The sequence below is a fragment of the Nocardia citri genome (assembly GCF_054065835.1).
Window position 1 is genome coordinate 45,503 of record NZ_JBSUQM010000033.1, and the last position, 11,300, is coordinate 56,802.

At 65.7% G+C, this 11,300-nt stretch carries 22 protein-coding genes; 1 reads left to right on the forward strand and 21 read right to left on the reverse strand.

Going from position 1 to position 11,300, the window contains the following annotated elements; all coding sequences use genetic code 11:
- Nucleotides 1-59 precede the first annotated feature (59 nt).
- The 19 genes from ACW2Q0_RS28385 to ACW2Q0_RS28475 form a co-directional block, all read right to left on the reverse strand.
- Nucleotides 60-407: a hypothetical protein gene (locus ACW2Q0_RS28385; RefSeq protein WP_457193987.1), complete on the reverse strand. Its 348-nt coding sequence runs from the start codon at nucleotides 405-407 to the stop codon at nucleotides 60-62.
- Nucleotides 404-1,537, reverse strand: a complete 1,134-nt coding sequence (locus ACW2Q0_RS28390; RefSeq protein WP_457193988.1) for a hypothetical protein — start codon at nucleotides 1,535-1,537, stop codon at nucleotides 404-406. Before ACW2Q0_RS28390 ends, ACW2Q0_RS28385 begins: the two co-directional genes overlap by 4 nt.
- A gap of 14 nt (nucleotides 1,538-1,551) precedes the next feature.
- Entirely contained in the window at nucleotides 1,552-2,025 is a 474-nt protein-coding gene (locus tag ACW2Q0_RS28395) for a hypothetical protein (protein ID WP_457193989.1), read from the reverse strand.
- On the reverse strand, nucleotides 2,018-2,503 hold the full coding sequence (locus tag ACW2Q0_RS28400; protein ID WP_457193990.1) for a hypothetical protein: 486 nt from the start codon (nucleotides 2,501-2,503) through the stop codon (nucleotides 2,018-2,020). Before ACW2Q0_RS28400 ends, ACW2Q0_RS28395 begins: the two co-directional genes overlap by 8 nt.
- Nucleotides 2,504-2,816: 313 nt before the next feature.
- Nucleotides 2,817-3,167 (reverse strand): hypothetical protein, encoded by a 351-nt coding sequence (locus tag ACW2Q0_RS28405; protein WP_457193991.1) that lies wholly within the window; start codon nucleotides 3,165-3,167, stop codon nucleotides 2,817-2,819.
- A gap of 27 nt (nucleotides 3,168-3,194) precedes the next feature.
- Nucleotides 3,195-3,575 carry a hypothetical protein gene (locus tag ACW2Q0_RS28410; RefSeq protein ID WP_457193992.1) on the reverse strand — a complete coding sequence of 127 codons (381 nt, stop codon included), beginning with the start codon at nucleotides 3,573-3,575 and terminating at the stop codon, nucleotides 3,195-3,197.
- Between the two features lie 303 nt (nucleotides 3,576-3,878).
- Complete coding sequence (locus ACW2Q0_RS28415; RefSeq protein ID WP_457193993.1) at nucleotides 3,879-4,262, reverse strand: DUF7171 family protein; 384 nt, start codon at nucleotides 4,260-4,262, stop codon at nucleotides 3,879-3,881.
- Nucleotides 4,263-4,284: 22 nt separating this feature from the next.
- Complete coding sequence (locus ACW2Q0_RS28420; RefSeq protein ID WP_457193994.1) at nucleotides 4,285-4,683, reverse strand: hypothetical protein; 399 nt, start codon at nucleotides 4,681-4,683, stop codon at nucleotides 4,285-4,287.
- Complete coding sequence (locus ACW2Q0_RS28425; protein WP_457193995.1) at nucleotides 4,680-5,543, reverse strand: recombinase RecT; 864 nt, start codon at nucleotides 5,541-5,543, stop codon at nucleotides 4,680-4,682. Before ACW2Q0_RS28425 ends, ACW2Q0_RS28420 begins: the two co-directional genes overlap by 4 nt.
- Nucleotides 5,544-5,545: 2 nt before the next feature.
- The gene (locus tag ACW2Q0_RS28430; RefSeq protein WP_457193996.1) at nucleotides 5,546-6,574 is read right to left on the reverse strand and encodes a YqaJ viral recombinase family nuclease; all 1,029 of its coding nucleotides are present in this window, start codon (nucleotides 6,572-6,574) and stop codon (nucleotides 5,546-5,548) included.
- On the reverse strand, nucleotides 6,571-7,140 hold the full coding sequence (locus ACW2Q0_RS28435; RefSeq protein WP_457193997.1) for a WhiB family transcriptional regulator: 570 nt from the start codon (nucleotides 7,138-7,140) through the stop codon (nucleotides 6,571-6,573). Before ACW2Q0_RS28435 ends, ACW2Q0_RS28430 begins: the two co-directional genes overlap by 4 nt.
- Before the next feature lie 145 nt (nucleotides 7,141-7,285).
- Nucleotides 7,286-7,528, reverse strand: a complete 243-nt coding sequence (locus tag ACW2Q0_RS28440; RefSeq protein ID WP_457193998.1) for a hypothetical protein — start codon at nucleotides 7,526-7,528, stop codon at nucleotides 7,286-7,288.
- Nucleotides 7,525-7,686, reverse strand: a complete 162-nt coding sequence (locus ACW2Q0_RS28445; RefSeq protein ID WP_457193999.1) for a hypothetical protein — start codon at nucleotides 7,684-7,686, stop codon at nucleotides 7,525-7,527. Before ACW2Q0_RS28445 ends, ACW2Q0_RS28440 begins: the two co-directional genes overlap by 4 nt.
- Entirely contained in the window at nucleotides 7,683-8,174 is a 492-nt protein-coding gene (locus ACW2Q0_RS28450) for a hypothetical protein (RefSeq protein WP_457194000.1), read from the reverse strand. The genes ACW2Q0_RS28445 and ACW2Q0_RS28450 overlap by 4 nt, the downstream gene beginning before the upstream one ends.
- A 150-nt stretch (nucleotides 8,175-8,324) precedes the next feature.
- On the reverse strand, nucleotides 8,325-8,675 hold the full coding sequence (locus ACW2Q0_RS28455; RefSeq protein ID WP_457194001.1) for a hypothetical protein: 351 nt from the start codon (nucleotides 8,673-8,675) through the stop codon (nucleotides 8,325-8,327).
- Between the two features lie 88 nt (nucleotides 8,676-8,763).
- On the reverse strand, nucleotides 8,764-8,934 hold the full coding sequence (locus tag ACW2Q0_RS28460) for a hypothetical protein (RefSeq protein WP_457194002.1): 171 nt from the start codon (nucleotides 8,932-8,934) through the stop codon (nucleotides 8,764-8,766).
- Nucleotides 8,931-9,101, reverse strand: a complete 171-nt coding sequence (locus ACW2Q0_RS28465) for a hypothetical protein (protein WP_457194003.1) — start codon at nucleotides 9,099-9,101, stop codon at nucleotides 8,931-8,933. Before ACW2Q0_RS28465 ends, ACW2Q0_RS28460 begins: the two co-directional genes overlap by 4 nt.
- 122 nt (nucleotides 9,102-9,223) lie before the next feature.
- Nucleotides 9,224-9,514, reverse strand: coding sequence for a helix-turn-helix domain-containing protein (locus ACW2Q0_RS28470; protein ID WP_457194004.1), 291 nt, complete (start codon nucleotides 9,512-9,514; stop codon nucleotides 9,224-9,226).
- Nucleotides 9,504-9,761 carry a hypothetical protein gene (locus ACW2Q0_RS28475; protein WP_457194005.1) on the reverse strand — a complete coding sequence of 86 codons (258 nt, stop codon included), beginning with the start codon at nucleotides 9,759-9,761 and terminating at the stop codon, nucleotides 9,504-9,506. The genes ACW2Q0_RS28470 and ACW2Q0_RS28475 overlap by 11 nt, the downstream gene beginning before the upstream one ends.
- A 186-nt stretch (nucleotides 9,762-9,947) precedes the next feature.
- Here ACW2Q0_RS28475 and ACW2Q0_RS28480 point away from each other — a divergent pair, with 186 nt between their 5' ends.
- Entirely contained in the window at nucleotides 9,948-10,265 is a 318-nt protein-coding gene (locus tag ACW2Q0_RS28480) for a helix-turn-helix domain-containing protein (protein ID WP_457194006.1), read from the forward strand.
- Nucleotide 10,266: 1 nt separating this feature from the next.
- On the opposite strand, the gene ACW2Q0_RS28485 is transcribed toward ACW2Q0_RS28480, so the two are convergent.
- Together ACW2Q0_RS28485 and ACW2Q0_RS28490 are read right to left on the reverse strand one after the other, a co-directional pair.
- Nucleotides 10,267-10,641, reverse strand: coding sequence for a hypothetical protein (locus ACW2Q0_RS28485; protein ID WP_457194007.1), 375 nt, complete (start codon nucleotides 10,639-10,641; stop codon nucleotides 10,267-10,269).
- A 45-nt stretch (nucleotides 10,642-10,686) separates the two neighbouring features.
- Nucleotides 10,687-11,127 (reverse strand): DUF433 domain-containing protein, encoded by a 441-nt coding sequence (locus ACW2Q0_RS28490; RefSeq protein WP_457194008.1) that lies wholly within the window; start codon nucleotides 11,125-11,127, stop codon nucleotides 10,687-10,689.
- Between the last annotated feature and the right edge of the window lie 173 nt (nucleotides 11,128-11,300).

Consider the following 11,300-nt stretch of genomic DNA (forward strand, 5'->3'; position numbering starts at 1 on the left):
TGGGACGCTGCCGCCGGTGCCGAACAGATGGAGCCAGAGCAGGGCGAGCCAATCGGGAATCAGCGGCGGTTCCTTCCGATGAGGTGGAGTGCGGCGGTGATGGCGTCGCGGGCGAGGCCGAGCAGGTTGGGGGTGGCGGGTTCGGGGATCGGTGCGGGTTGGTGGTCGCATTGGGTGCAGGGGCCGCACGCTTCGCAGGGGCCGGGCGCGTCGGCGCAGAGTCCGCCGGGTGACCAACACGCGACTCGTCCTGTGTCGTTGCAGGTCTCGCAGGCTGGTGCGGTGACGGGTTCGGGCCGCGTGGGTTCTGGTGTGGGCGCGGGCCTGCGTGGTGGCGTGTAGTAGCCGAGGCGGCGTCCGCGTTCGAGGGAGGCGTCGACGAGTTCGTCGATGTAGTCGCGGCTCATTCGGCACCACCGTCGCCGATGGACAGGATGGTGGCGGGGAGGTGGCGGGCGGTGAGGAGGCGTCCGCCCTCGCAGTTTTCGAGGTGGGCCTCGCGCGCATCGCTGTTGCGGCGGGCGAAGCTGGTGAGTCGGGCGGCGCGGCCGTCGCGGATTTCGAGGACGGTGCGCGCGGGCAGTTCGAGCAGCTGCGCGAGTTCGGTGATGCTGTCGCCGCGCTGGTGTGTCGGTGTGGTGGCCGGGGTTGCTCGGTGCGGTTCGTCGGTGTCGTCGTAGACGGTGAGCACGCGGGGAGTCAGGCCCGGGATGGTGTGCTCGGCGGCGTCGCGGCAGTCGTCGAGTGCGGCCTGCTGGGTGGGGAAGGGTTGGCCGTCGTATTCGATGAGCCAGTCGGAAAGGTCGCTGCGGTAGCCGGTGATGTACCCGACCGGTGTCCGGTATTCGGCGAGTGCTTCGAGTGCGACGTTCGCCAGGTCGCATGCGTTGGCGATTTCGTCGCGGAGGGGGTGGCGGGATTTGCCGTCCTCGTCGATGCAGTTGTAGGTGGTTTGGCCTGCGAACTCGGCACCGTAGTAGCTGGCGTCGAACGGTTCGCATCCGGCGTCGTGGCAGGACTGGGTTCCGGCGATACGGATCTGTTCGTCGGTGTAGCCGTGGTGTCGCAGCCAGGCGAGTGCGATTGCTTCGATCTCGTTGGTGGCGGGCGCGCCGAAGGTGGCGGGCGGTGCGGGCGGGGGCCGCCATCCGATGCAGCTGGCGGCCTCGACGGTGGCGGCGCCGAGGATGCGCAGGGTTTCGCGTTCGCCTTGGTCGCCGTGTGCGAGGTCGTGGGATTCGGCGAGCGCGAGCAGGTCGATCACGTCGGCGAGGTAGTCGGCGGTGATCTCGCCTGCGCGGCGAGCGGCGTCGTCGGTGAGTCCAGCCGGCCAGTCGGCCGGACTGAGCAGTTGGCGGCGGGCGGTCGCGGGTGGCAGCGGCGGCGCGAACGGCGAACGCGTGGTGACGGTCGGACTGTATCCGCGATTCCGGCGGGCTGGCTGTGCCGTAGACGGCTCGGCGGGGGTTCCCGAGGGGGTCGGGTTGGGTGTGGCGGCAGCGAGGCGCTGAGCGGCTTCGAGCTGGCGGTCAGGCATCGGTGATGGTCTCCTCATAGGTCGAACAGCGTGGATTGGGTCGGGCGGGCGCCTGGGATCAGGTCGAATTCACTGGCTAGAGCGGCGCGGGTGAGCCGGATCAGGGCCGCGAGGTCGCGCGTGTTCTCCGGGTACGTCCGCCACCACGTCAGCGCCTGAGCACGTACCTCCGCAGGGAGCGATTCGCACCACCGTTGCAGGCGGCGGTAACTCACCCGCGCCTCGCGAAGCAGCGCGCCCTCACGCCATTTGATCGGCTGGCCTGCCGGTCGGATGTCGTCGGACGCGGCCCACGCAACCGGGATCCATTCGTGCCAGTGGCCGAGGATCGCGGTCTGGGTGAACTCGTAGCGGAACCCGGCCCCGCCGCCGCAGCCGTGGCCGTCGCGGAGGTGCTGGATTGCGTCGTCGGGGTCCGCGATGCAGTGGCCGATGCGGTGCGCGAGCTGGCCGAGCAGTTCGAGTTCGGCGGGGGTCCAGTCAGCCATGATCGGCGGCGGGCGTGGGATCGGCCGGACGTGGGCCGGGGGTGATGGTGGCGCCGGTCTTGGCGACAGCGGCACGGATCAGGCCACCGACACCAGCCGGGGTATGGCAACACTGCGCCTGCTCGGCATAGGTGAGGTAGGCGGTGCCGAGGTCGGTGTCCTCGGTGAGGCGTTCCTCGACACGGTGACGGAACCGCTCGAGTTCGGTGCGCAGCGCGAACCATCCGGAGATGGCGGTGGTGCGGTACTCGTTGAGGTGGGCCAGGACGAGATCGATCGCTTCGAGCTGGCGGACGGCGTCGTGCGGGTCGTTCGCCGCCGCGTAGTTCCCGATCGCGGCGCACAGTTCGATATCGGCGAGGATGCCCGCCGCGACCTGGCCCGGGTTGGCGATCGCGTGGTCGGGATCGGCGGATCGGCGGGCATCACCCTCGATGACGAGCGTGATGCGATCGAGCAGGTTGGTCGGTTCGATCATCGGTTCGGTCTTCCTTCCTCGGAGAAAATTTGGGTAGTTATCCACAGGCCCGTGCGGGCGCGTGGTGAGTTGCGTTTGAAAGCCAGCCACTCGCTCTGGTTCTGGTAGTGGTCTGGTCTTGGTACTGGTGGGGGATCACAGTGATCCCCAGACACTGCCGAAATGATCCCCAGACATTGCTCAAATGATCCCCAGACATGTCTGCGTTTCAGATGTCTAGGGATCACGGGTGATCCCCAGACTCGAAGGGGACGAACAGGTCTGGGTATCACGGTGATCCCTAGACCGGCCTGCCTGTGGATAACTCCAGGGATCACCCATGATCCCCAGACATCAGCTCTTTCTCGTCCGGATCGAGCATCGGCAGATCCATCAGATTCGACGGCAGCGTGATCCGATACTCGTCCGACTCCTCGGCATGCCGATTGCCCTGCTTCACCCGCTCGATCAACCCCACCTCGCGAAGCACACGCATATGCCGCTTGACGCTGGCCTCCCCCACACACATCACCCGCGCCAACTTCTTCACACCCGGGAACACCCGCGACCCATCCAGATCGCCGTACGTGATCGCCATCAGCGCTGTGTATTTCGCGCCCGGCGGGAGGGTCAGGCGTCGTAGCCATCGCTCCCACTCGAACCGGCCGACCGGCTGTAGCTCCATCGACACCGCCTCTCACCTGCACCCCGATCACTCCCCCTCACCCACCTCGAACAGCGGCTCCATCTGCGCCTCCAACTCCGCACGCCGCGTTGCTGCCCGGGTTTGCGCGTGATGCTCGGCGTCGTAGTGCAAATGGCAGCCGCTGCAGAACGCGCGCAGCAGCTCCGGGTCTCTGGTCTCCGGCGTGTGGTCCAGGTGTGCAGTGGTCAGCACCACGGGTTTGCCGGTGTGGTGCGAGCGCTGCCCGTGCTCGTTCGGGCAGCGACCATCCCCGGCCAGGTGCACGACGGGGCGCCCGCATTCGCCGCGGCACTCGCATCGGCCCTTGGCCCGCGTGAACCGAACCCAATCGCTGATCTGTTTCCAGTCGCTCGGGTACCGGTCACGGTTCTCTGGACGGATCGGCATCAGAGTTCCCACCACAGCGGGCCCAGCGTCGCGAGCGCGTACATCACCGCGGCGTACGCGGTGAACACGAGGGCGAATGCGGCGGCGACGCGGGCGATTTCACGCATGGGCATCGCCGGCCGGGACGCGCAGCTCGGGAAGGGGTCGACCGGTCTCGGCGTAGTGCTCGGTCAGTGCCCGCACGAATTGCGCGGTCGCCAGTGCCGCCATTGGCCACGGGGCCGTGGCGCACCTGCGGTTCGGGCGCGCCGGGCTCCCATTGGGATCACTGGTAACTGTGTGACTGTGTCCTGGGCACATTCGTCAGTCGGCGGTGCTGGTGCGGTCGGAGAACGCGACCACGGTGCCGTCATCCTCGGCCTCGTCGGTGTCGGGTGTGCTGGTGTCCTTGTAGTCGCCGTAGTCCTCGCCGTCGCTGTCGCCGAAGTCGAGTTGCGGATCGGTGGGACGCTCGACCGGCTCGCCGAGGGTGGCGTCGGTGACCTTCCATTTGGTCTGGTGGCGCACCCCGTCGTTGATCGCGTCGTATCCTTCGGCGACGCACTCCACGGTCACCGACATGCGGCGGATCTCACCGACCTCGCCGCGGTGCTCGAACTGGTCGGTGGGCGAACCGGAGAACCGGTATTTGGTGAATCCCTCGGCGGTGCTGTGGTTGTCGCCGTTGTGGTTGGTGACCTTGGCCATGTGAGTGTGTTCCTCTCTCGTTTCAGAACGGGACGTGCGTATCGGATAGGCGGGTCCGGTTCGCCCACGGTACGGCGTGAGCGGTGCGCGCGAATTCGCAGAGCTGGCAGCGGCAGTCGAGCGATTCGCGCCGGTTCCCGTCGACATAGACCGCAGTGCGGTGACCGGCGAGCATGACCGCCAGCACGTCGGTCAGGTGCCGGTACTCGGTGCGGAGTTCGTGCAGGTTCTCGTTCTGCTCGGCCTCGCGGCAGTCGCAGGCAAGATGGTGATCGGTGCACCGGTCATAGCGTGGGTCACGGGTGTCGGTCGGCGGGGAGCTGGTGACCGCGACCTGCTGCCCACGGAAGAAGACGAGCGGGCCGACTAGCGCGTTGGCGGGGCGCGCGATGTGCGGCGGCAATGTGTACGGTTCGCTCACTGCTGGGTGTCTCCGTTCTCGTTGTCGCTGCTCTGGATGTCGGAGGCGGGCACGTCGATCACGTCCCCGCTGCCCATGTCGTCCTCGGCCTGCCGCTCGGCGAGCCGATCCCGGAACAACTCGCGGCCGTCACGGTCGTCGACCGCTGCAGCGGTGATCAGCATCGGCGAACGTGGCAACAGCTTCACCACCTGCCGTACTGCGGTCTTCTTCTCCATCCACCGTTGCGGGTCGGCGATGCCGCCTTTCGGCCCGACCTTCCCCTTACGCAGTTCCTTCACCTGCTCGGGGGTCAGTACCTCGAAATGCGATGAGCCGGAATTCAATCGGGCATTGGCGTAGTAGTAAAGGACTTCGCCGCGATCCTCGTTCGGGACGCGGGCAGGCTTGTGCCGTAGGAACTGATTCGTGCCGTACTCGTAATCGAATTCGTCGGCCTCGTACACCGCGTGCGCGGCCAGGTGCGCACCGACCGGGGTCTGATAGAACAGCTTCGCGTACCCCTGGTACCCAACGATCAACTGGCACTGCCACACCCCGTACTCCCGGTACGGCACCAGGTAGCTCTCACCGTTCACGTCCGGCTCCAGGCCGAGCGCCGAGGTGGTGAGTAGCGCACCAGCGAACGATTCCGGGGTGCACTCGGCGAGTTCGCGGTTCTTGCGGATCGCGGTGAGCGCGAGCCGTGCGATCCGATCCGCGTTGAGGTGTGCGGGCAATGCGCGTTCGAGCTGGGGGCGCACCGCCTGGATCATGTCGAACACCGGTGTGTTCTTCCGCTGCTCGACGGCGGTGTCTCCCGTGTTGCCGTCGCGTTGAGCGACAGCGGTACGTGTTCGGTCCGCGAGGTTCTGACCCACGGTCATCCTTTCCGTTTGAGGGCTACTGCCTTGAACACCTGGGCTTGGTACTTCGCCCACTTCTCGGGGTCCTCGGCGCGCAACGCGGCCGAGTCGACGATCTCGACTTTCTTCTTGAACAGGGCAGCGGTTTCGGGCTCGTTCTCTTCGAACCGCTTCGACGCCCATGTGCCGCCCTGGATTCGAGCGACGGTCTCGCCGTCGACGACCAGCCGGTTCGCGCCTTGCATCAGCAACCGGGACGCGTTCTCGGCGCGTTTCTTCGCGGCCTTGCCGGCCTTCTCCTGCTCGTTGCCGATATGCCAGTCGGCGTTGAGATCGAGGGCCTGTGCGGCCAGCGCGTAATCGCTGCCGCTGTCCAGCTCGAGCGGTCGATCCTCGACCGGCCACCGACGTCGCAGCGCGGCTGTAGTCGCTTCCGAAGGATCAGCTGGGGGCGGGGTGTCGGTGAGGATGTGCTCGTGCCAGAGTCGATCCTCTTCGGTGTTGATCAGATCGATCAGATCGTCATCGCGGTCGACCCATTCGATACGCAGCCGGTTGCCGCCGACCAGCCCGGCCGCCCACGCATGGTCTGCACCGGTGACCGCCATGTTGTGCTGGCACTGGAGTTCGGCATGGTCGGGTATCTGGCCGTCCCAATCGGCGGACATCCACGCCGAGGTGTTCTTGCACTCGATCACCCCGCCATCGGATGCCCACCCGTCGAGGTTGGCTTGCTGCCACGGCCGCGCCAGCGACCGAAGCGTGCCTGGCAGGGTGAAGGTGAGGCCGAGGCGACGCATCGCCTCGGCGCGGATCACGGGCTCAAGTAGGTTGCCCCACAACATGATTTCGGTTTCGTCGATGGCGGGGGCGCGGCCGGTCTTGTCCTCCCATACCGTGTACGGGGATCCGTAGTTCGGGATCATGCCCATCACGGCCGAGCAGTCCGACCCACCGATCCCCTGCCGCCGCACCCGCAACCACTCATCACGGTCAGCGTCACGGGCCAGCACCTCGACGCAGTGATCCAGATACGCGGCGGTCATGACGTTTTCGCGATCTCGCGGCCGCAGATCTTCTCGGCCGTGCTGCGTTTGATGTAGTCCTGCCCATGCAACAACCGGGCGATCACCTCGTGATGAACCCCGACTTCGGCAGCGATCGCCCGGTGTCCTTTCTTCGCCCGATGCAGTTCCTCGACCCGGGCGCGCGCGGGCCCGGCCGGAACCATGCCCCGCCTGCACATCGAGCACTGCGTATCCGGGTCGCGGTCGTTGGTCTGGTACTGCACACCGCACTCGCAGGTAGCGGTGATCTCGTCCACATCGACGGCGCGCCGCGATTTCTTCGGGGCGGGCAGGCCGAGCCATTCGTGCAGCTCGACCCATTCTTGGAACGTGCCGGTGTGGTATCCGGCGTGGATGCCTCGCCGCTCGCGGAGTTTGACGGCGCTGCGTCCGCAGTGGGCGCGGACGGGGCAGTGTTCCTCGCAGATCTCTATTGCCGTGCGTGCGTCACGGGATCCGCGGTAGGCCGCCCACATGTCCGGGGTCGGGTGGTTCCCACACGCCGCCTTCTCACGCCAATCGAACAGGATCTCCGGATTACTCACACTCACCCCCGGTCCAGGTCGCTCGGCCCGAACGGGTCGTCGAGAGAACCACGACGCGGCTCAGGTCGGTAGTCGATCGAGGCCTCGACCGACCGGCGCTCGTCTGACTCCCAACGCGCCTCACATAAGGCGATGTATCGGTCGCTCACCAAACCAGTCCGATCACGATCCCGAAGAATCCTCCGAAGATCCCGCCGCAGGCGAGCAACAGCATCTCATCCCAAAAGGTAAGCGGGTCACCATCATTGATGGCGGTGCGCAGCGGGACACGACGCGGCTTGGCCGCATAGATCCGGCGCGGAGGGTTGGGGGGTCGGCGATGCTTGCCCACCGGGATCGGCATCGTTTCCGGATCGGTGTCGGCCGGTGGCTTGTAGAGCATGGTCACAGCAGGAACCCCCTGACGGATTGCATTGTGCCGATGGCACTTTGGATTTGGCGGATGGTCCCGACCGGATCGGTATCGGCCGACCTGATGGCGGACTGCAACAGGGCCTCGGCAGCTGTGAGGATGCGCGCGATCTCTTGCGCGTTCGGCTCCATCACTCACCGGCCTCTGCACTCGCGGCCAGGATCGGGGCGCACTTCCACTCGTAGGTCTCGACCTCACGGGTCTGCAAGATCTTCGGCGCGGCAGCGATGTACTCCGGGTCCGGGACCTCTTCAGTGATCGTCTCGACGCCAGTGACCACCCGCTCGCATACCTCGGCGCGCAGTTCGGTGAGCCTGATCGTCAGCGCTCTCATCGGGACAAGTGCATCGAAGTAGCCTTCGCCGCCATCGCGATAGTTTTTGCTGATCGACCCGACCGCCACCGACTTGAATCGGCGGATGGCCTCGGCCATGTAGTCGCGGCGGTCGCTGGTTCGGTCGTAGCTGACGCAGTGCGCGGGCCAGACTGTGGATGCGATGGCACCAGGGATCATGGCCGCAACGAATCCGTCGCCGTCGTTCTCGACCAGGTCGGCGAGGGCGCGCAGGTCAGCGGCGACGTCAGCGGCGGCAGGGCTGCCGGTGATGGGCGTGATGTTCATGGATACACTCCTACTGTTTCCTCGATTAGGCGATGCCGGTAGGTGTGCGGGAATTCCTACCGGCATCGGTCTGGGGTTACGGGTGGATCAGGTGAGGTCCGCGGTCCGGCGCAGCATGGTCACTGCGTCGGGTCGCGGCACCGGGCGCAACTACCACACCCGGTTCCGCGCGAAGTCCAGCTCGGCGATCGCCTCGGCCGCGTTGCTGATGTCGCGAACCTGCGGATGGTGATACTCGGTGCCCTTGATCCAGCCCAGCAGGATCGCCTGCGACACCACCGGGTCAGCGACCGGGATCAACCCCAGCCCCTCCGGCGCCATATCCCCGTCTCCGGACAGCGTCGCGGCGAACACCTCGCCGTCACCGGTCCACAGGATCGACAGCACCGCGAACCCGTGTGTGAGCTGCACACAGTTCATGCTGTCGCTGAACACATTCCATCCGGCGTTCCGGGCGTCGGCGATGATCATCGCGCGCACGGTCTGGTGCGGCGCGGTCACAGGCCCGGCCCGTACGTCCAGGTGCCGAGGATGACCAGCAGCGGCGTTTCGAATCGCCACGGAGTGATCAGAAGTTCCAGAGTCTTGATCATGCGGATATCTCCTTCGGGGTGAGCAGCCGCGCCACGGTGGCGACGGCTGTATCGGACAGCGGCGGGTATTCGATTCCCGCCGCCTGGTCGAGAGCGCGGCGTGCTTCCACGCGTTGGCTCAGGGTCATGCGGTGACGCTCGGCCTCGAGCTGCGCCTCGCTGATCATGTGGTGGACTCGTCGGCGGACCCCGGGGCGGGAGTCTGGGCGGCGCGCTCACGCATGGCGCGCACTTGCGCGAGTCCGTCATTCAGACGGGAGCGAGCCTCGGCCTTGCGCCGGTCCATCTCCTCGTTGACGATCTCGCGGACGCGATCCTCGGTCAGCTCGGACACGTGAGACTTCCTTTCAAGTTGGTGCAGGCGCGGGGTGGGCGGGTGTGAGGGGGTCACCCGGCGGTCAGTCCCGCCCCGGCCTACTCCTCCCGGCGTGGCGTCGGCATGCCACGCCGGGAAGTTCAGGCGGAGTGACGCTCGCGATGGAGGTTGCGGCGAGCGCCCCGGGTCAATCCGGAGGTGAATGAACCTGTGTCAGCAATCGGTCGGGTATCGATGCGTTGCGTCCGGGCGGGGCGAGCCATGTAGTCGACGAGCGCAGCGATGTCGCTATCGGTCATCCGCCATTCGCGGCCCGCCCGGCGCCCAGGGATCTCGCCTGCGTTGAGCTTGCGGCGCAGCCAGTCTGTGGACGGCACGCCGGTCTGCTCGACAACGTAGGTGAGTGGGTGGGTTTGTGTTTCAGCTGGCATCGCGCACCTGCTGATCTGGCTTTTCGGGGTTGTAGAGGTCGGCGAGTTCGATATGGAGCCATTCGCAGATCGTCATCAGCTCGTCGAACTTGTACGAGATCGTGCCGTCGTACCGGGCTTTCGCGTAGTGCCACGTGCGCTTGAAGAGTCGGCCGAGATCGGCTGCGTTCAAGGTCGGCTGGTGGCGTGCCATGTGTGCGCGGACCTCTGCTGCCACCATCTTGGATTTGGCGCTAGCTATCGTCACGCGAACAACACTAGATCGTAAATACGATCAATGCAAACCGGTTGCGATCATTCGTACGATTTTACGATCTGACCGGCTATTTGCTACCCTTTGGTCATGGGAAGGGCAGCTAAACGATCCGCGGGGGTCTGGGCTCGAGCACTGTCCGCAGAAGTCCGGGCAGAGCTGGCGAGACGAGAACCACCGATGTCACAACGCCAGCTCGCCGCCGCCTCCGGTTTGACACCGACATACCTCGGCGACCGCTTGCGCAACGAGGTCGCGCTCGACATCGACGACATCGACGCCATCGCGACCGCACTTGAATTGGATCCGCTCGAGTTGATGGAACGCGCAAAGGAAGTGGTGAGAAAGGCGAAGGCCACACCAACCGCGCGCGCCACGCCAGACCAACCCCGTGGGCCACTGGTCACCCCCACGGGTGGCTACATCGGACCGCAATCCGGAGCTGATGACGAGATGCTGCGCCGCGCGCATCATCGCCAGCCCAGCGGCGAACGCTGACTCAGCCGGCAGGCTGGTAGACAGCGCAGGACCAACCGAGATCGGCGACCGGCCTCCACCCGGACGCCGGATCAGGGCCGGTAATCTTTGCGCGCTCGGCATGCAGAATCAGTGTGCCGAGCTGCCAGAGCGTCACTCTCTCTCGCGGGTACACGAACACTTTGCCGGGCTCTTTCAGCTCTTCGGTGACCAGGTGCCCGATCTTGAGAGCCCGTGCGGTGAAGTCGATTTCGATTTCACCGACACCCGGCCTGATGATGACCCCCATCTCGGCGAGAGCCCTGATGTATTGCTCGGTTCCGGCCTGCAGATCAGAGAGGATATCCAGATCATCTCGCCCGTCCGGTTCAGCCTCCGGACCGAAGCCTCCACTCATAAGAGTGCCGTAGTCGTCTGCGGCTCTGCATTGCCCACCTGCTACCTACCCCTGCGTGCGTACCACCCTTGTGGCACAGCACTTCCTGTTTCGGAGTGTCCGTTTCGTCCGTTCGAGATTAGTGTGCGGTCGTTCGAATCGGAACCACTTCTGCGAATCGCATGTTGACGTCATCCCACTTGACGCGCTTACACTTCCCGGTTCGACCGAGACCCACTCAGCGCGCTGGCGGACTCCGGCAACCGCTGCTCTCATGGGCGCGGGTCCCCTGTTCAATCTCGATAGTTCGCGCCGCGTGAAGCCCGCGCGGCGAGCACGCGAGTGGCCTATGTCAACAACCGCGCGGAAGTCCTCAGCCTCGAAATCCGGGTAGTCCGAAAGGATCTCGCCCTCGCTGATCCCCGAGACACGTAGGTCGAACCGGTGCACGATCGGGTCGCGCAACCCTCGAATGACGCGACGCCCGTGAAATACCGACGAGTCCATGGTGATCCGCTCAAGCCGGGGACATAAGAGACAGCAGGGGACGACCGGAATCCGCGTTGACGGTTGCGTTGACCGGTCAACACACGGCGCGTAATCTCCAGGTCGCGAGACGCGCCGAAATTCTTGGATACGCGGATTCGCGCAGGTTCGACTTGTTTCCCCTGGTTAGGGGT